Genomic DNA, 18,365 nt, shown 5'->3' with positions numbered 1-18,365 from the left:
TAACTGCCGTCGCATTGACATTGATCCGTCTTTAATAGAAGACGATAAAGAAATGTTAGAAGATTTAATCGCGGCAGCTTTTAATGATGCGGTGCGTCGTGCAGAAGAATTACAAAAAGAAAAAATGGCATCGGTTACTGCTGGAATGCCATTACCTCCAGGAATGAAGTTTCCGTTTTAATTATTAGGCGCGTGAGTATAAGATTCACGCGTCATCTCTCATTTGCCTCTCATTAAATCACTATGCAAAGCAGCCCACTTTTAGAACACCTTATTGAAAACTTACGTTGTCTTCCAGGCGTAGGGCCTAAATCTGCGCAACGTATGGCTTACCATCTTTTACAGCGTAATCGTAGCGGTGGAATGAATTTAGCTCGAGCACTCACTGAAGCCATGTCTAAAATTGGCCATTGTTCACAATGTCGAGACTTTACGGAAGAAGACACTTGCAACATTTGCAATAATCCACGCCGTCAAAATTCAGGTTTGCTTTGTGTCGTTGAAATGCCAGCAGATATTCAAGCGATTGAGCAAACGGGGCAATTTTCAGGACGTTATTTTGTTTTAATGGGACACTTATCACCACTTGATGGCATTGGTCCTCGTGAAATTGGCTTAGATTTACTGCAAAAACGCTTAGTAGAAGAATCTTTCCACGAAGTGATTCTTGCAACAAACCCAACTGTGGAAGGCGATGCAACAGCAAACTACATCGCTGAAATGTGCCGCCAGCACAATATCAAAGTGAGTCGTATCGCTCATGGCATTCCTGTGGGTGGTGAACTGGAAACTGTGGACGGCACAACGCTTACTCACTCTTTTCTAGGTCGTCGTCAAATCGACTAATCTTCTCATACCATTATGCGTTTATTTATCGCCGAAAAACCAAGCTTAGCTCGAGCTATTGCTGATGTGCTCCCCAAACCTCATCAACGTGGGGATGGTTTTATTAAATGTGGCGATAATGATGTAGTAACTTGGTGTGTAGGGCATTTGCTCGAGCAAGCAGAACCCGATACCTATGATCCTAAATTCAAACAATGGCGTTTAGAACATCTCCCTATCATTCCTGAAAAATGGCAACTTTTACCGCGAAAAGAAGTAAAAAAACAACTTTCTGTGGTAGAAAAACTGATCCATCAAGCCGATACACTTGTTAACGCAGGAGACCCTGATAGAGAAGGACAATTACTTGTAGATGAAGTGTTCAGTTATGCCAATTTATCTGCCGAAAAACGCGATAAAATTTTACGCTGCTTGATTAGCGACCTAAATCCAAGTGCGGTAGAAAAAGCGGTTAAAAAATTACAACCCAACCGTAACTTTATTCCTCTTGCCACCTCTGCACTCGCACGAGCCCGCGCCGATTGGCTTTATGGCATTAATATGACCAGAGCCTATACCATTCGAGGCAGACAAACTGGCTATGATGGCGTGCTTTCGGTTGGCCGAGTGCAAACCCCTGTGCTAGGTTTAATTGTACGTCGAGATTTAGAAATTGAACATTTCCAACCCAAAGATTTCTTTGAAGTACTAGCTTGGATTAATCCAGAGAATAAAGAAGAAAAAACTCAGGAAAAATCAACCGCACTTTTCAGTGCCTTATGGCAACCCAGCAAAGCTTGTGAAGATTACCAAGATGATGACGGCAGAGTGCTCTCTAAAGGATTAGCAGAAAACGTTGTAAAACGTATTACGAATCAACCTGCAGAAGTAACCGAATACAAAGACGTTCGTGAAAAAGAAACGGCGCCCTTGCCTTATTCCCTTTCTGCGTTACAAATTGATGCAGCAAAGCGATTCGGTATGTCCGCTCAAGCCGTATTAGATACGTGCCAACGCCTATATGAAACTTATCGTTTGATTACTTATCCACGTTCTGATTGTCGTTATTTACCCGAAGAACATTTTGCCGAACGACACAATGTACTAAATGCAATTTCAACCCATTGTGCAGCTTATCAAGTCTTACCAAATGTTATTTTAACTGAACAGCGAAATCGCTGTTGGAATGATAAAAAAGTAGAAGCTCACCATGCAATCATTCCAACGGCCAAAAATCGTCCAGTAAATCTAACACAAGAAGAACGTAATATTTACAGCCTTATCGCTCGCCAATATTTAATGCAATTTTGTCCTGACGCAGAATATCGTAAAAGCAAAATCACATTAAATATCGCCGGCGGTACTTTTATAGCCCAAGCGCGAAATTTACAAACGGCTGGGTGGAAAGAATTGTTAGGCAAAGAAGACGACACAGAAAATCAAGAACCCTTATTACCAATAGTAAAGAAAGGACAAATTTTGCATTGTGAACGCGGTGAAGTGATTAGTAAAAAAACTCAGCCGCCAAAGCCCTTCACAGATGCAACCTTGCTTTCTGCAATGACGGGGATCGCTCGATTTGTACAGGATAAAGAACTCAAAAAAATCCTGCGAGAAACCGATGGATTGGGGACAGAGGCTACTCGCGCTGGCATCATTGAGTTACTTTTTAAACGCGGTTTTTTAACGAAAAAAGGGCGAAATATTCATAGTACAGAAACTGGAAGAATTTTAATTCAGGCATTACCAGATATTGCCACCCAACCAGATATGACCGCCCATTGGGAATCGCAACTCACAGACATTAGTCAAAAACAAGCAACCTATCAACAATTTATGCATAACTTGAATCAAATGTTGCCTGATTTAGTCCGTTTTGTAGATCTTAATGCATTAAGACAATTAAGCCGCATTAAAATGATTAAATCCGATAGAACCAAACCTAAAAGTGCGGTAAAAAAATCGAGTAAATCAAACGGTCAAACTGATTAAAGTTAAACCAATTAATATTTTTTTTATGTAAATCACTTGCGAGAAAATTGAATTTTCTATAACATTCACGACCAGTTTTCTTGCAAAATTGCAAATTAGAGAGAAAAAATGTATCAAGTTCTTTTATTTATTTATGTTGTTGTCGCGATTGCCTTGATCGGGTTTATTCTCGTTCAACAAGGTAAAGGAGCGAACGCTGGTGCATCTTTTGGTGGTGGCGCATCAGGTACAATGTTTGGCTCTGCTGGTGCAGGTAACTTTTTAACACGTACTAGCGCGATTTTAGCAACCGCATTTTTTGTTATTGCTCTTGTTTTAGGTAACATGAATTCACACAAAGGCAATATTCAAAAAGGTGCTTTCGACGATTTATCACAAGCTGCAGAGCAAGTTCAACAACAAGCAGCTCCAGCGAAAGACAATAAAAATAGCGACATCCCACAATAAAATAGGATTAGCATAAAAAATTAACGCTCTGGTGGTGGAATTGGTAGACACACTATCTTGAGGGGGTAGTGACCACAGGTCGTGCGAGTTCAAGTCTCGCCCAGAGCACCATTTGACTAAACAAAGCCCTGCGAAACTAATCGCGGGGTTTTGTTTTATCCAGATTTCACAAGGGTTTATAGCACTTTCACCCATCATATCTAATCGTCTCTAATTGTCTTTAATCGCTGTTTTTAGTAACACTATTAGTAACACTGACTTAGTTGATGTTACTATATCTATTATCTTGTATTACTGCGTTAGGGAAGAAATCTTATGTCTAGAACCAAAAAACCTTTAACAGATACAGAAATCAGAAAAGCAAAGCCAAAAGAAAAAGAATATCCATTATCTGATGGTAACGGTCTTATTCTAAGAGTTAAGCCAAACGGATCTAAAATTTGGCTATTTAACTACTATCATCCAGTTACAAAAAAAAGAACAAATGCTGGCCTTGGAATGTATCCCCAAATCCAATTATCAGATGCTCGTGCTAAACGTGAAGAATATCGTGCGTTACTTGCGAAAGGTATCGATCCACAAGAAGAAAAAATACGCATCCAACAAGAATATGAAAACCGTTTAAAAGATACGTTCCATTCTGTTGCAGAAAGTTACTTTAATGGTATCTACAAAGAAAAAGCTAAAAATCCAGAAACACGAGAAAAGAATTGGGAACGATTGAAAAATCATATCTTCCCTTATATTGGTGATAAGCATGTATCAGAAATAAAAGTAAAAGAGTTAGTTAGCATTTATGAAAAAATAGCAGATAGAAGTAACACCCTCAAAAAAATCCACCAGCTTGTCGGCGCAATTATGGATCATGCGATAACAAAAGGTATCATAGAAAGCCATAACTGCAGATTAGCTGTGAAAAACTTCTATATAAAATCCTCTACGCCACATCCCACTATTAAACTTGATGAACTCTCAAAATTATTCCAAGACTTAGCAAATGCTCGTATAGGCAAAAAAACCTATTTATTAATTTGTTGGTCATTCTTAACGGCATTACGACCAAAAGAGGCGGTAAATGCGGAATGGTCAGAAATTGATTTTGATAACAAGTTGTGGAATATCCCCAAAGAAAAAATGAAAGGGCAAGCAGACAAAAAACGACCGCATACTGTGCCTTTATCTTCACAAGCAATTCAGCTTTTAGAAGTGATGAAACTGTTTTCAGAAAATAGCTCTTTTGTTTTTGCTGGCCGCTCATCAAAAAATCAACCCATGAATAAAGCAACCGTAAATGTTGCTCTAAAACGTATCGGCTATAAAGATAAATTAACTGCTCACGGCATCCGTGCGTTTATTAAAACATTCTTAGCCTCTCATAAAGTTGAACGCAATGTATCTGAAACTATTCTTTCTCATTTATTAGAAGGTGGGGACGAACTTAGAAAATACTTACAATCGATATAATTATTTAGAAGAAAGAAAACCCATAATGCAGCTTATCGGTGATTATTGTGAATCTTGCGGAATGAACTTAAATTTATAATTAGTATATTAAAAAAGTTTTTTATAGGTTTTAGTCTTCACCTCTTCACCTTTGGTATTTTTTTATTTATAAATCAATATTTTAAGTGGTGAAAACTACCCTTTTAACCCTTCACCAAGCCTTCACCTTTTGGTGAAGACTCAATAAAAAAGCGGGTTTTAACCCGCTATTTTTAACTAAACATTTCATTTCGAAAACTATCAAAATCCTTAAAATGGATATTTGTCCTACGTCCAGTTTTGGTATGTCTCTTCATGAAATCATGTTTATTGCCATTCTGTTTTAAGGCTTGCTCAATCCCTATTACAAAGTTGTTCAGCCCTAATTCACCGATATTCATCGCCTTTGTATAGGCTAAATAGGCTGGGTAAAGGTGCGTTCTTATTTTGTCTAATCCCATGTTTGTAACACCAATAAAAAGCCCATCTGTTTGCGTTAGACATTTCTCCCATTCTTGGTAGTTGGGCTTTTAATGTCTTGATTAACCGCTCTATTGTAGAATCGCTGTAGTTAAATTCATTTTCATCGAGAAATTTAACTGCTTTCTCTTCCAAGTCATCATTTTCTTGTTTATTCCACGTTTTACCATCATAAGCATAGATTTCTCTGCAACCACGCTGCAGTGCCATATCTAAATTTAACCACTTTTGAAAGGCTCGTGATTTTTTGTTCGTTCCGTCTTTTTCTTTTAATTTCTCTGGCGGTACTATTTTCTCTGCGAAGTCTGCAGTATCTTTATCATTGCGTAAGCGTTGAATATAACCACTTAAATCTTCTTTAGTCTACGCTGCAGCATCAAGAAGTTTGACTTCTATCGCATCAGAGTTTTTAGCTAAGTTTTTACAAATAGCCGTTATTTCAGCTTTTGACAGTTCACCATATTGAACAAGGTTTACTAATTGTTGATCTTCTTTGACTATGCGGATAGATGAAATACTATTTAACTGGTCTTCTCCAAGCACCATTTAACTAAACACAGCCCCGCGAAACTAATCGCGGGGTTTTGTTTTACCTACTATTATTGGACTTATCTTATTTCCCGTCTCATATTCCATCACAATACGATCTCTGGCATTCAATATCAAAAACAACAAACTATAGAAGATAAGACCTGATTGTTAGATATAGCAAAGAGTTTTCCTTGAATCCCATCCAAAGGCCTTATTTCATTATTACAAGCTATACAACATATCAAAGAAATTATCCCTTCTATAACAAGACCTAATCCTTATAAATGTACACAAGGTCCATATGAACGTTTTTCTTTATTAATTCAGCTCATACAAAAGAAAGAAGATAAGGAATAAAGATGGGAAGAAACAGAATTAATTCCGATGCTTCATAACTTCCGTTTTAAACGGAGAGATGATTTATGCTCTGGAACAAGATATAGCAAAAAGCCGCTAAAATTCTTTAGCGGCTTTTCTGAATTTGGCTCCTCCTGCGGGACTCGAACCTGCGACATATGGATTAACAGTCCACCGTTCTACCGACTGAACTAAGGAGGAAATGGTGCCTCGAGGCGGAATCGAACCACCGACACGGGGATTTTCAATCCCCTGCTCTACCGACTGAGCTATCGAGGCGTTATCGTTATTGGCTACTGCCTGACAACGGAGCGTATTAAACTATTTTTTCGGGATTCGGTCAACACTTAAATTTAAAAAAATACAAAAAAACGTTGCGTTTGAATAGTTAATCATCAATATGTTTATTAAAACAACGAAATAATAAAATTATTTCAAAATAAACCGCACTTATTATAAAAAATGCTCGATGGTATTTCCCAACGAGCATTTTTTATTATCTGAAAAAATTCAATTATCGTCTTACACGGAATTTTTTCTGTGCTTTATCTACTTTCAACAAATAATTACGAGCCTGTGATGATGGGTGAGCAGTCGTTAGAATGCGATAAACTTGCTCTGGATACATTTGGTTAATTTTGTAAATCGCCATATCCTTATCATTATCAAAAACACGCAATACAGCACCAGCACCACTATTATAAGCAGAAATCATTGCAAAACGTTTTGAAGTTGGATTCGTAATTCCATCTAAATATTGATTTTGTAAAATCCACAAATAAGATACGCCAGCATCAATATTATTCGCAGGATCATATAAATAACGCGTCGATGGTTGACCGCCCTTTCCTTTCATTGCAAACACATCTCGGCCTGCTGTATGAGGCACGACTTGCATTAATCCAATAGCATTTGCATAGCTAATCGCATATGGGTTAAAACTCGATTCTGTTTGCATAATACCTAAAATCAAACTTTCATCAATGCCATAACGTTCAGCCGCTTTACGAACCAATGGTAGATATTTCTGCGCACGCACTTCTACGTGATTTGCAATCATTGGAATCGCAACAAATTGCACAGTATGCCCGTTTTGTAATCGACGAGTTTGTAATTTATTTTGAATCAAGTAAGTGGCAAAATTACTTGCAATAACTTGATTAGCAATTTGTTGTCCTTGATGATCCACAACCTGCCCCAAAAGGAATGGGCGAGAGCTAATCGGCACATCGCCAGATGCGAATAAATCAATACCTTTTGCATCCGCCCCCATTAACAAGGTATGGACAATAGCATTATGTAATCGATTGAGATCTTGCTGGGTTTCAATAACGATATTACCTTCATCAAAACTCACATGGCTACGCGTATAAAAAGAATCTGTATATTTCACGTAATCTTTTCGACTAGCCACTAACAATTCATTTACGCCCCAAATGCGGTCAATATTATGCGAGAATTGTCCTGTGAGAATATCTAACCCTTGCGTGTCTTTTGCAAAGGATTCATCATAATTGATGCCCCCACGATTCAACGAATCGCTACAAGCACACAAAAGCGATAATAATGCTAATACTAAATACTTTTTCATTGTATAACAGCCAATTAATTTGATGGAGGAACGTAACCTTCAATATGGACATCTTTACCTTCAAACAAAAAATTTACCATTTCTTGCTCTAACAATTTACGGTGTTCCGCATTCATCATATTGAGTTTTTTCTCATTCACTAACATCGTCTGTTTCTTAATCCATTCGCCCCAAGCTTTCTTACTCACCGAATCAAAAATTCGTTTACCTAGTTCTCCAGGATAAAGTTGGAAATCTAAACCTTCCGCTTCTTGTTTGAGATACTCACAAAAGACCATTCTTGCCATAATAATTCCTTGCAAATTGTATTAAAAGATTCTTCACAGGCTGAGCCAACCCGATCTGTTCAGGATTTTTCGGATCATACCAATATTTGACCGCACTTGATAGATTTGATTGATATTCTTTTGGACTTTCCACAACTTTGCGCCAATCTAAATTAGCTTGCTCAATATTAATTCCACCGTCCATTTCTGCATAAATAGGATGGATGTCTAAATGGAAATGGCTAAAGGTATGACGAAAAGCCGGCCATTCTTGATAATAGCTGACTTTTTCTTGCGCTAAAAAATGAAGCAACGAAGCTTTATCTTCAAATTGTGGAAAACAAAACAAGCCGCCCCATAACCCCAAGTTTTCTCGCTGCTCCAAGCACACTTTGCCATTTTTAGATAAAATCAAAAAATAAGTCTCTTTTTCTGGCATATTTCTTTTAGGCTTTTTGGCAGGAAACTTTTCCCAAGTATGATTTTGATAAGCTAAGCACTCCAAATTTAATGGGCAAAGCTCACATTTTGGTTTGGTTCGCGTACATACCATCGCACCAATATCCATCATAGCTTGATTAAAAGCTGCGACACGATCTGTGGGGGTAACCTGTTCCGTCAACGTCCACAAATGATTTTCTACTTTTTTCTCACCTGGCCATCCTTCAACAGCAAAATAGCGAGCTAACACTCGTTTTACATTACCGTCTAAAATCGGATAAGGCTGATTTAATACAGAAGCTAAAATAGCTCCAGCTGTCGAGCGCCCCACGCCTGGTAACGCCCAAACCTGCTCAAAATTTGTTGGAAAATTTCCATTAAATTCATCCCGCACTTTCTGAGCAGCCTTATGCAAATTACGCGCCCGAGCGTAATAGCCTAAACCAGACCAGAAATGCAAAACTTCATCTTGAGAAGCATTGGCAAGTGCGGTGATATTTGGAAATGTTTTAATAAATCGCTCAAAATAAGGAATTACTGTCGCGACTTGTGTTTGTTGTAACATCACCTCAGAAAGCCATACGCCATAAAGCGTTTTATCTTGTTGCCACGGCAAATGTTTACGGCCAAATTTGTCATACCATTTCAGCACAGATTGTGCAAAAGGTGCGTTACTTGAAGATTTTGCTAACATAAAAGAAAAGTGCGGTTAAAAATCCGAATGATTTTACACGAAAATAAGGCTTGTTTATCTGTATTTTTTCAGTATAATCCGCGATCTATTTGGTGCCAATTATGGCGTATTATTAACTCACGCGGTGTGGGGAGAAAGTTCTCATAGCGGCGTGGCTTCATTTTGAGGTTTTCTATGAAACAAGGTATTCATCCTGAATATAAAGAAATCACAGCAACCTGTTCTTGCGGTAATGTGATCAAAACTCGTTCAACTTTAGGTAAAGACATCAATCTTGATGTGTGTGGTAACTGCCACCCATTCTATACTGGTAAACAACGTGTTGTTGATACTGGTGGTCGTGTTGAGCGTTTCAACAGCCGTTTCAAAATTCCAAGCACAAAATAATTTGAGCTTGCTTCGAAACCCTGCCAGATGGTGGGGTTTTGTTTTACTTAAAAATATAGAACATGGAAAGTTAAAGTATAGGAAACAAAGATGATTAAAATTTTACTTTTTTATCTAGGTCTATCAAAACGTTTAAGAATTACTGAAAAATTACAAAACTTATATAGATGGAGAAGGCCAATAAAACCCTATGCATTTATTAGGGCTTGTAATGAGATTAAAACTATTGATCTCTGTTTAAAAAGTGTTTTACCAGCTTTAGAAGGAGGGGTAATAGGATTTAATTCATGTACTGATGGTACAAAAGAATACATATTAGAATTTTGTAAAAAATACCCTCAATTTATTCCTGTAGAATATCCATTTGATGTTATTCCAGGTGGAGATTATCGTTATATGAATATCGAACTTGAGCTAAATACAAGATTAGATTCATACTATAATTTTGTTTGGGATAAGTTACCAAAAAATAAATGGGTCGTAAAAATAGATTGCGATCATTATTTTAATTTAGAGGCATTTCAATCTGTTTGTAAATTGCCTATAAGAAGAAAAGATTGTGTAATATTGAATAGAATAAACTTACATTATTTTAATAATGTATTATATATTAATAAAAAAAATCCAGTTTCTGAATCATCAGATAGCTGGATTATTTATAATAATAGAAATATTCGTTTTGAATTTTGGAGAGGATGGATTGATAATAGATTTACTGCTTACGAATATCTCCCATTACCATCAAAAGAAAGGAAGAAAATATTTACAATATGCACAAATTGGCATTTTCCCAATATAAAAAATCAGAGAAATGAATTTAACCTAGAAGAATGGATAGAGTTTAGTAAATTTGATTTTGAAAACTATTTTAAAAATAATAGGTTACAGGGAAGAATTCAACAATATATGATTAATGAGAAAAATATTATAAATGCATTTAATCAATTCAATCATAGTGGAAAAAGAATATTTCCATAAATGAAGGACATCAATATGAGAATATTAATTCTACATAAATGGCTTGTTATCGGTGGCGTTGAAACAGTTCTTAATACGTACTGTGATATTTTAAGAAAATTGGGATATCAAGTGGATTTATTGATTACTTATGGGCCAAAAGATAAAAAAGACAGTGTAGATAATATATATGTATATCCATATGAAATATTAGAGAGAAGATTATCTTTTTCTAAATTATCTAAAAAATCTTTAATGTGTAAACTAAAATATGAGTTACTAAAGTTATATCTTGATACAAAATATAGTTTATTAGTTAGAAAAGCCTCCTATAAGTATAATTATGTAATAGATTTTAGTGGTTGTTTAGATAAGTATATACGGAACCCATTTCATTCTTACAAGTCCAGAAATACGATTAGGTGGGTACATGGTCAATTAAATGGAAGTAGCCCAGTTACATTGAAGCAAGTAAAGAAGTTTAAAAATATATTTAGAAATCATGGTAAGGTAATCACAATTTGTCCAGAAATGACAGAGCGTATAAAAGATATATTAGACATAGATGGAAAAAATTTTTTAACTATCTTTAATCCTATTAATATAGATTTATTAAGAGAAAAAGCATTAGAACCAATCTCATTAAATAAATTTATACTCCCCCCTTATTTGCTTCAAGTTTCTAGATTAGTTAATGGGAAAGGGCATGAAGAATTACTAGAAGTCTTTAGTAAATTGAAACAAAACGATATACCTCATAAATTATGTATAATTGGTGATGGTGAGAATAGAGAAATATTAGAGAAAAAAGTAAAAAGCCTAAAACTTGATGATGAAGTAATATTTCTTGGAGCGATTGAAAATCCTTATCCATATTTTAAAAATGCAACATTATTTTTGCATACATCAGAGCATGAAGGATTGCCAACAGTTTTACTAGAAAGTATGGTTTTTGGTGTTCCTGTTGTTTCTATGGATTGTCCAACTGGTCCTAAGGATATTTTAGGGATAAATAGTGAATTTGGTAAATTAGTTCCGTTACATGATAAAGAGCAATTTGTTAGTGAAACTTTAAAATTACTAACAAACAGTAAATTGTATAGTTATTATAGTCAAAAATCTTTAGAGCGTATTAAAGATTTTTCAATGGAAAAGATAACTTCCGATTTACGTAATTTATTTGAGAATAGCGAATATGAATAATATGAGAGTACCAATCTATATCATCAATCTAGAAAAATCTACTGATCGTAAAGCTTATATGCAGGCTCAGTTTGATCGATTATTTTTGGATAACACAGAACAGGATATTCATTTCTTTAAGGCAATTAATGGAAAAGAAAATCCGAATCACCCCTTATTTCAACGTTATAACGAGAAGAAGAGACTGAATGTGAAAGGATATCCACTCACACTCAATCAACTAGGGTGCTATGCTAGCCATTATTCAATGTGGGAAAAATGTGTTGAGTTAGATAGCCCTATTATTGTGTTAGAAGATGACGCTAAGTTTAAAGATAATTTTCTAGACGTGCTTGATTTTATTAATAGTGAGAAAAATACCTTTGAGTTTTTTTGGTTACAGCCTGATCGTTTAAAAAATAAAAGAAAATTAGTGGCGGATTTTGGGCATTTCTCTGTTTATCAATTTAGTAAAGGTTTTATTGGTGCAACGGGTTATTATTTAACGCCTAAAGCAGCTAAGAAATTTTTAGAGCAAAGCCAAGAATGGTATTTAACTGTGGATGTTACAATGGACCGTTTTTTTGAAAATAAAGTCCCACCTTATGCAATTGTACCGTTTTGCTTAGAGGCTGATTACGAAATTGAATCAACTATTTTTGAAAAGCAGAAGAAAGTCAAGACATTAAAAACAGTGATAGCAAGAGAATTATTTAATATCAGTACAAGTATTAAAAGGAATATTTATAATGTGTTGCATTCATAAATGACAAAGTGCGATTCTTTTTGATCTACTCCCAAAAAATTAGACTGTTATTTAAAGGATTGTTTTCGGTACTCTATCGGACTCAGTCCTTTTAATTTTAGTTGAATCCGTCGGTGATTATAGTAATCCAAATAATCTCTGACTGCATCAACTTTGCATATTTGGGTTTCATCAGCGGTTGTTCTGATGGTTTACGGGGAATAAGTCCTTTTATGCCACTTTTTTCAAACCTTTTCAATCATGTCCCGACTAAGGCATTGGAAGGAATATTGTAAAAACGGCCGCTTCTCGAATACTCATTTTCCCATTCAAAATAGGCTGAAGAACCTGTAATTTAAATTCGATTGTATAGTGTTTACCCATAATAAAATCTGCACCTCAATTGTTGGTTTGGTTAGTCCAACTTTTGGGGTGCAGATCAAAATTAACCGCACTTTGAATGTTAAATTAAAAAAATAAAGCGATAAATTAAAGGTAGTAGTGTTCTACGTAATTTAATTTATCATCAAGTTTTAACACTAAAGGTTGACCTGTTGGGATTTCAAAATCCATAATTTCAGCATCAGAAATACCAATAATATGTTTTGCCAATGCACGGAGTGAGTTACCGTGAGCAACAACTAAAACGCGTTTACCAGAAAGCATTGCTGGTGCGATTTGATCTTCCCAGAATGGAAGTGCACGCTCTAAAGTAATTTTTAGATTTTCAGCATTCGGCACTACGTCAGATGGAATATTTGCGTAACGACGGTCATTGTGTGCAGAATTTGGATCTTGTGGATCTAAATCTGGTGGAGAAATGTCATAAGAACGACGCCAAATATGAACTTGTTCGTCACCGTATTGTTCCGCAGTTGCTTTTTTATCTAAACCTTGTAAAGCACCATAATGACGTTCATTTAAACGCCAGTTTTTCACTTGAGGAATCCATAATTGATGGGATTCTTCTAACACGATGTTACAAGTTTTGATTGCACGAGTTAGCACAGATGTAAATGCGATATCAAACTCATAGCCAGCATCTAATAATTTTTTGCCCGCTGCTTTTGCTTCTTCTACACCGCGTTCTGTTAAATTTACATCACGCCAGCCAGTGAATAAGTTTTTCGCATTCCATTCACTAAAACCGTGACGGATAAATACTAATTCCATAAGAATCTCCTAAAATTTAAGTAAAAGATAACTCGCACTTTATAGCAAAAATTGAGTATGTTTAAAAGCAAAAAGGCGAGTTTTCCTGATCTTTAGCAAAAAATAGGGGCTAAACTTTTTCGCCTTTTAACAAATGTGATAAGATTTGTGCGATTTTAAGAATTTAGGAAAAATTATGCTGTATTCGGGATTAAACAAAAAAATATCGCCATTTTTCACCGCACTTTTTAGCTGTGGTTTGTTGATTTTTTCCCCAATAAGCTATGCTTCCGATCTTAACCAGATTCAAAAGCAAATTAAACAACAAGAATCTAAAATTGCTGAACAAAAACGCGAGCAAGCTAAGTTACAAGCTAATTTGAAAAACCATGAAAGTAAAATTAATGCTGTCGTGGGTGAACTGCATGAAACAGAAATGAGCTTGAAAGAAATTCGTAAGCAAATTTCTGACTCAGATAAACAACTCAAACAATTGGAAAAACAAGAATCTGAACAGAAATCACGCTTAGCGAAACAAATGGATATGATTTATCGCTCAGGTTTAAATCCTTCCGTTATTGAAAGAATGTTTTCTAAAAATGCGGAAAAAGCAGAACGCATGAAAGTGTACTATCAACATTTAAACCAAGTTCGAATAGAAATAATTAATAGTTTAAAAGCAACACAAGCTCAAATTGTATCCCAAAAAGAATCAATTTTAGGTCAGCAAAAAAATCATCGAGCTCAACTTTTAACGCAAAAAAAACAGCAACAAGAATTACAAAAATCACAACAAGAACGTCAATCTACGCTAAATGAACTTAATAAGAATTTGGCGAGAGATCAAAATAAATTGGATAGCCTAAAGGCTAATGAACAAGCGCTCCGTCAAGAAATTCAACGTGCAGAAAAAGCGGCTTTAGAACAAGAAAAAAGAGAGCGAGAAGCGCTTTCACAGCGACAAAAAGCTGAAGAAAAACGGACTTCAAAACCTTATCAACCGACAGCACAAGAACGTCAATTACTTAACAGTACAAGTGGTTTAGGGGTTGCCAAAAAACAATATTCAGCACCAGTTTCAGGGCCAACTTTACATAATTTTGGAACGATTCAGGCAGGTGAAGTTCGTTGGAAAGGTATGGTTATTGGTGCCTCATCTGGAACTGCAGTCAAAGCAATTGCGGCTGGACGTGTAATTTTAGCGGGGTATTTGAATGGCTACGGTTATATGGTCATCGTCAAACATGGAGAAACCGACTTAAGTTTGTATGGTTTCAATCAAGCCGTATTGGTAAAAGTTGGTCAACTTGTTTCTGCTGGACAAACTATTGCTCAAGTCGGTAATACTGGTGAAATCTCTCGTTCCGCACTCTATTTTGGAATTAGCCGAAAAGGCACACCAGTGAATCCAACTGGATGGATTCGTTAATGAAACTTCTCATAAAAAGTGCGGTGAAAAATTTCATCGTTTTTTCTACCGCACTTTATACTTCCATCCCCCTTGCACAAAATAAACTTGCTATTGTTATTGATGATGTAGGCTATCATCTCAAAGAAGATGCGGCTATTTTTGCAATGCCGCGTGAAATTTCCGTCGCAATTATTCCTGCTGCGCCTCATGCTCGAGCACGTAATCAAGAAGCAAAATCTCAAGGTCGAGACATTTTAATTCATATGCCGATGCAACCAGTGAGTGCGGTAAAAATAGAAGATGGAGGGCTGCATTTAGGAATGTCTTCAGCACAGGTCAACAATCGAGTAAATACAGCCAAAAATATCGTGAATTATGCAATTGGCATGAATAATCACATGGGCAGTGCGGCTACGGCCGATCCCCAATTAATGACTTATTTAATGACCGCACTTCAAGAAAAACATTTGTTCTTTTTAGATAGTCGAACAATAGGAAAATCTGTAGCAGGGAAAATAGCAAAAGAACAAGGTGTTCGTTCCTTAGATCGTCATATATTTTTAGATGACAGTAACGAACTAGCTGACGTTCAACATCAGTTTCAAGCTGCAATTCAATATGCAAGGAAACATGGTACAGCGATTGCGATAGGACATCCTCGTCCAAATACCATTGCGGTGTTACAAGCGGGAATTAACAATTTACCTGAAGATATCCAACTTGTCGGAATGAGCTACTTATGGCGTAATGAAAAAGTAATTCCACCTAAACAATTTATTCTATTATTTTCAGAAATGCCTGCGCCAACCTCAATGGAACCTTTTGAACCCGTTGGATTACTACGCGGAATTCCAAAATAAAAATCTGATTTTACAATCAGGTTTTTGTCTTATTTAGAAAGTGCATTTCTTAATTTACCTTGATGTGTTTCTAATAATGCCTTCGCCTCTAATTTCGATAAATTACTCAAAATCATCATAATTGCAAGTTTTGCATTTTGATCTGCTTCAATTAATGTCTGCTCAGCAAGCGTTTTATCGCAATCTGTTGCTTGCATCACAATGCGTACAGCGCGTGCTTTAAGTTTCTCGTTACTGGCTTGTACATCAACCATCAAATTTTCGTAACATTTACCCAGTAAAATCATACTTGCCGTAGTCAGCATATTCAAAACCATTTTTTGTGCGGTACCAGATTTTAAGCGGCTAGAACCCGTCAATATTTCAGGCCCAACAACAGTCTCAATCGCAATATCGGCTATCTCAGCCATCGCAGATTCTGGATTACTCGTAATAGAAATTGTCAACGCATCAAGAGATTTCGCGTATTGAAGACCTGCAATAACATAAGGAGTGCGGCCACTTGCAGCAATTCCGACTAATACATCATTTTTTGAGAAATTTATGCTTTGTAGATCCTCAAGTACAGCTTTCGTATTGTCTTCTGCCCCTTCTACGGGATGACGAATAGCATGTTCGCCCCCCGCAATAATACCTTTGACCATTTCTGAAGATACACCAAATGTAGGAGGACATTCTGATGCATCCAATACGCCAAGACGACCGCTCGTCCCAGCTCCAATATATACTAGACGCCCGCCCTGTTTAAAAGCATGAACGATTTTATCTACCGCTAACGAAATCTCAGGCAAACATGCTTCAATAGCTAAAGGAACTTGTTTATCTTCCTTATTCATTAATCGAACAATATCTAAAGCACTTTGACGATCAATATCAACTGAATTCGGATTTCGTTGTTCAGTAATTAATGTGGATAAATTTTTTAATATAATATCATTCATATTTTGGCCTTAGTCTTTAGGAAAAATAGCCCCCAAACTAACCGCTCTTTTTGCGCCAGTTACGCTAGGCAGATTTGCTGGTAAATTGTTCATTCGACAATAAGCCAACCAAGCAAAAGCAGCGGCTTCTACATAATCAATATCAAAACCTTGCTCTGTCGTTGTTCCGACCTGCCAATCGAGTAAATTATCATGCAATCCACGCATAATTAAGCTATTCTTTGCGCCGCCGCCACATACTAATAAACGTTTTGGTAAATCTGTTTGGAGTTGATTTAGTGCATTAACAATGCTTGTTACCGTCAATTCAACAAGCGTCACTTGTATATCTTCTGGGGATAATGTGATTTCGGAGCAAAGCGCGGTGAGTTTTTCAGATGCTTTTTCTACTTTGACAATTAACCAATCAAGATTAAATAACTCTCTCCCTGTACTTTTTGGGGCGGATAAAGAGAAAAAAGGTTCATTTAATAATTCCTCAAGCAGAACTTGATTCACGTTACCTTTTGAAGCCCACTCACCATTTTTGTCATAGCGAAGACCTTGGTGTTTTTCTATCCATTGATCTAATAATGTATTACCTGGCCCCGTATCAAAGCCAATTACAGGTTGATTAGGAAACAATATAGAAACATTACTAATCCCACCAATATTTAAAACCACTGTAGCAAAATTAGCATTTGAGAATACAGCTTTATGGAAAGCGGGTACAAGAGGAGCCCCCTGTCCGCCTAATGCCATATCTTTACGACGAAAATCACCAATAACCGATATTCCTGTTTTAGCTGCCAATAAATTCATATCGCCTAGTTGCATTGTGAAAGGAAATGCAGAAGCAGGAGAATGCCATACTGTCTGTCCATGACAACCAATAGCTTCAATTTGACTTGGAATAAGATTATATTTTTGTAGAAAGCCATGTACACAATCACAATACAGTAAAGCAAGCTCATGATCGAGCTCACCTAAATTTTGTAGAGTTGTTTCACCAGCTCGAATGAGTTTGGTTAATTTCTGGCGTAAATTTTCTGGCATAAGAAAAAAATTAGATAAGATAAGTCGAGGCTCTAGAGAAAAATCAACGAGAGCAATATCTACTCCATCTAGACTAGTTCCAGACATCATGCCAAGATAATATTGAGGTTTCATACTAATTATTTTTATATTTTGAACTCAATAATTATATATCTAATTTAAAAAGAAAAATAAAAAGAATTATTAAATAATATGAAAAAGGTATGAGTATAAAGATATTTTATGATTAATTAAAAAGAATATTTTAATGGCAGGGGCGGAGAGGCTCGAACTCCCAACACCCGGTTTTGGAGACCGGTGCTCTACCAATTGAACTACGCCCCTATTGGTATGAATAAATTGGCGGAATGGACGGGACTCGAACCCGCGACCCCCTGCGTGACAGGCAGGTATTCTAACCAGCTGAACTACCACTCCGCTAAATGTGGTAATTGGCAGTGCCTTACTCTCACATGGGGATACCCCACACTACCATCAGCGTTACAACATTTCACTTCTGAGTTCGGTATGGTATCAGGTGGATCTATTGCACTATCTCTGCCAAAAATTTTTATTTTTTTAATTTACTCAATGAATAAACTAAAAAAAT

20 protein-coding genes, 5 tRNA genes, 1 rRNA gene and 1 pseudogene are annotated in these 18,365 nt (G+C 36.3%); 12 read left to right on the top strand and 15 right to left on the bottom strand.

Annotated elements, in window-relative coordinates; genetic code table 11:
• The 6 genes from AAX15_RS07595 to AAX15_RS07570 all read left to right on the top strand — a co-directional run.
• A partial coding sequence (locus AAX15_RS07595) for a YbaB/EbfC family nucleoid-associated protein (RefSeq protein WP_046939871.1) occupies window positions 1–181 on the top strand: 181 nt, incomplete at its 5' end.
• Between the two features lie 62 nt (window positions 182–243).
• The gene (gene recR, locus AAX15_RS07590; RefSeq protein WP_005626527.1) at window positions 244–846 is read left to right on the top strand and encodes a recombination mediator RecR; all 603 of its coding nucleotides are present in this window, start codon (window positions 244–246) and stop codon (window positions 844–846) included.
• A gap of 15 nt (window positions 847–861) precedes the next feature.
• The gene (locus AAX15_RS07585; RefSeq protein ID WP_046939870.1) at window positions 862–2,817 is read left to right on the top strand and encodes a DNA topoisomerase III; all 1,956 of its coding nucleotides are present in this window, start codon (window positions 862–864) and stop codon (window positions 2,815–2,817) included.
• 108 nt (window positions 2,818–2,925) lie between these two features.
• On the top strand, window positions 2,926–3,264 hold the full coding sequence (gene secG, locus AAX15_RS07580) for a preprotein translocase subunit SecG (protein ID WP_046939867.1): 339 nt from the start codon (window positions 2,926–2,928) through the stop codon (window positions 3,262–3,264).
• 25 nt (window positions 3,265–3,289) lie between these two features.
• A tRNA-Leu gene (locus AAX15_RS07575) sits at window positions 3,290–3,375 on the top strand.
• Between the two features lie 204 nt (window positions 3,376–3,579).
• On the top strand, window positions 3,580–4,728 hold the full coding sequence (locus AAX15_RS07570; RefSeq protein WP_230599600.1) for a tyrosine-type recombinase/integrase: 1,149 nt from the start codon (window positions 3,580–3,582) through the stop codon (window positions 4,726–4,728).
• A gap of 251 nt (window positions 4,729–4,979) precedes the next feature.
• Here the strand turns inward: AAX15_RS07570 and AAX15_RS09655 are convergent, their stop codons facing one another.
• The 8 genes from AAX15_RS09655 to mutY form a co-directional block, all read right to left on the bottom strand.
• Complete coding sequence (locus AAX15_RS09655; protein WP_230599599.1) at window positions 4,980–5,147, bottom strand: hypothetical protein; 168 nt, start codon at window positions 5,145–5,147, stop codon at window positions 4,980–4,982.
• On the bottom strand, window positions 5,134–5,436 hold the full coding sequence (locus AAX15_RS09650; protein ID WP_052749723.1) for a hypothetical protein: 303 nt from the start codon (window positions 5,434–5,436) through the stop codon (window positions 5,134–5,136). The genes AAX15_RS09655 and AAX15_RS09650 overlap by 14 nt, the downstream gene beginning before the upstream one ends.
• A 153-nt stretch (window positions 5,437–5,589) precedes the next feature.
• Window positions 5,590–5,769 carry a hypothetical protein gene (locus tag AAX15_RS09645; protein ID WP_230599598.1) on the bottom strand — a complete coding sequence of 60 codons (180 nt, stop codon included), beginning with the start codon at window positions 5,767–5,769 and terminating at the stop codon, window positions 5,590–5,592.
• A 470-nt stretch (window positions 5,770–6,239) separates the two neighbouring features.
• Window positions 6,240–6,315 (bottom strand) — tRNA-Asn (locus AAX15_RS07560).
• Window positions 6,316–6,317: 2 nt separating this feature from the next.
• Window positions 6,318–6,393: transfer RNA gene (locus tag AAX15_RS07555), tRNA-Phe, on the bottom strand.
• Between the two features lie 235 nt (window positions 6,394–6,628).
• Window positions 6,629–7,705, bottom strand: coding sequence for a membrane-bound lytic murein transglycosylase MltC (mltC, locus tag AAX15_RS07550; protein ID WP_046939865.1), 1,077 nt, complete (start codon window positions 7,703–7,705; stop codon window positions 6,629–6,631).
• A 14-nt stretch (window positions 7,706–7,719) separates the two neighbouring features.
• The gene (locus tag AAX15_RS07545) at window positions 7,720–7,992 is read right to left on the bottom strand and encodes an oxidative damage protection protein (protein ID WP_005625838.1); all 273 of its coding nucleotides are present in this window, start codon (window positions 7,990–7,992) and stop codon (window positions 7,720–7,722) included.
• Window positions 7,970–9,106 carry an A/G-specific adenine glycosylase gene (gene mutY, locus AAX15_RS07540; RefSeq protein ID WP_046939863.1) on the bottom strand — a complete coding sequence of 379 codons (1,137 nt, stop codon included), beginning with the start codon at window positions 9,104–9,106 and terminating at the stop codon, window positions 7,970–7,972. The genes AAX15_RS07545 and mutY overlap by 23 nt, the downstream gene beginning before the upstream one ends.
• Before the next feature lie 174 nt (window positions 9,107–9,280).
• Here mutY and rpmE point away from each other — a divergent pair, with 174 nt between their 5' ends.
• The 4 genes from rpmE (at window position 9,281) to AAX15_RS07520 (ending at window position 12,398) form a co-directional block, all read left to right on the top strand.
• Window positions 9,281–9,493 carry a 50S ribosomal protein L31 gene (gene rpmE, locus AAX15_RS07535; RefSeq protein WP_005625828.1) on the top strand — a complete coding sequence of 71 codons (213 nt, stop codon included), beginning with the start codon at window positions 9,281–9,283 and terminating at the stop codon, window positions 9,491–9,493.
• A gap of 90 nt (window positions 9,494–9,583) precedes the next feature.
• Window positions 9,584–10,471 carry a hypothetical protein gene (locus tag AAX15_RS07530; protein ID WP_046939861.1) on the top strand — a complete coding sequence of 296 codons (888 nt, stop codon included), beginning with the start codon at window positions 9,584–9,586 and terminating at the stop codon, window positions 10,469–10,471.
• A 15-nt stretch (window positions 10,472–10,486) separates the two neighbouring features.
• Window positions 10,487–11,653 (top strand): glycosyltransferase, encoded by a 1,167-nt coding sequence (locus tag AAX15_RS07525; RefSeq protein ID WP_046939859.1) that lies wholly within the window; start codon window positions 10,487–10,489, stop codon window positions 11,651–11,653.
• A 1-nt stretch (window position 11,654) separates the two neighbouring features.
• Entirely contained in the window at window positions 11,655–12,398 is a 744-nt protein-coding gene (locus AAX15_RS07520; protein WP_046939873.1) for a glycosyltransferase family 25 protein, read from the top strand.
• A 47-nt stretch (window positions 12,399–12,445) separates the two neighbouring features.
• On the opposite strand, the pseudogene AAX15_RS09360 reads toward AAX15_RS07520, so the two are convergent.
• A pseudogene (locus AAX15_RS09360) lies at window positions 12,446–12,544 on the bottom strand (IS3 family transposase); the annotation flags it as partial.
• 322 nt (window positions 12,545–12,866) lie between these two features.
• On the bottom strand, window positions 12,867–13,550 hold the full coding sequence (locus tag AAX15_RS07515; protein ID WP_005625827.1) for a 2,3-diphosphoglycerate-dependent phosphoglycerate mutase: 684 nt from the start codon (window positions 13,548–13,550) through the stop codon (window positions 12,867–12,869).
• Between the two features lie 175 nt (window positions 13,551–13,725).
• On the opposite strand from AAX15_RS07515, the gene envC reads away from it, so the two are divergent.
• Both envC and AAX15_RS07505 read left to right on the top strand, forming a co-directional pair.
• Window positions 13,726–14,958 (top strand): murein hydrolase activator EnvC, encoded by a 1,233-nt coding sequence (gene envC, locus AAX15_RS07510; protein ID WP_046939857.1) that lies wholly within the window; start codon window positions 13,726–13,728, stop codon window positions 14,956–14,958.
• Entirely contained in the window at window positions 14,958–15,800 is an 843-nt protein-coding gene (locus AAX15_RS07505) for a divergent polysaccharide deacetylase family protein (RefSeq protein WP_046939855.1), read from the top strand. Before envC ends, AAX15_RS07505 begins: the two co-directional genes overlap by 1 nt.
• A gap of 29 nt (window positions 15,801–15,829) precedes the next feature.
• Here the strand turns inward: AAX15_RS07505 and murQ are convergent, their stop codons facing one another.
• The 5 genes from murQ to rrf all read right to left on the bottom strand — a co-directional run bounded on the left by murQ (window position 15,830) and on the right by rrf (window position 18,321).
• Window positions 15,830–16,741: an N-acetylmuramic acid 6-phosphate etherase gene (gene murQ, locus AAX15_RS07500; protein WP_046939854.1), complete on the bottom strand. Its 912-nt coding sequence runs from the start codon at window positions 16,739–16,741 to the stop codon at window positions 15,830–15,832.
• 9 nt (window positions 16,742–16,750) lie between these two features.
• Entirely contained in the window at window positions 16,751–17,890 is a 1,140-nt protein-coding gene (locus tag AAX15_RS07495; RefSeq protein WP_046939852.1) for an anhydro-N-acetylmuramic acid kinase, read from the bottom strand.
• Between the two features lie 134 nt (window positions 17,891–18,024).
• Window positions 18,025–18,100: transfer RNA gene (locus tag AAX15_RS07490), tRNA-Trp, on the bottom strand.
• A gap of 16 nt (window positions 18,101–18,116) precedes the next feature.
• Window positions 18,117–18,193 (bottom strand) — tRNA-Asp (locus tag AAX15_RS07485).
• Window positions 18,194–18,205: 12 nt separating this feature from the next.
• Window positions 18,206–18,321, bottom strand: a 5S ribosomal RNA gene (gene rrf / locus AAX15_RS07480).
• Window positions 18,322–18,365 lie beyond the last annotated feature (44 nt).

This window comes from Haemophilus haemolyticus (genome assembly GCF_001008275.1).
Lineage (GTDB): Bacteria > Pseudomonadota > Gammaproteobacteria > Enterobacterales > Pasteurellaceae > Haemophilus > Haemophilus haemolyticus_P.
This window is presented reverse-complemented; position numbering and strand designations above follow the sequence as displayed.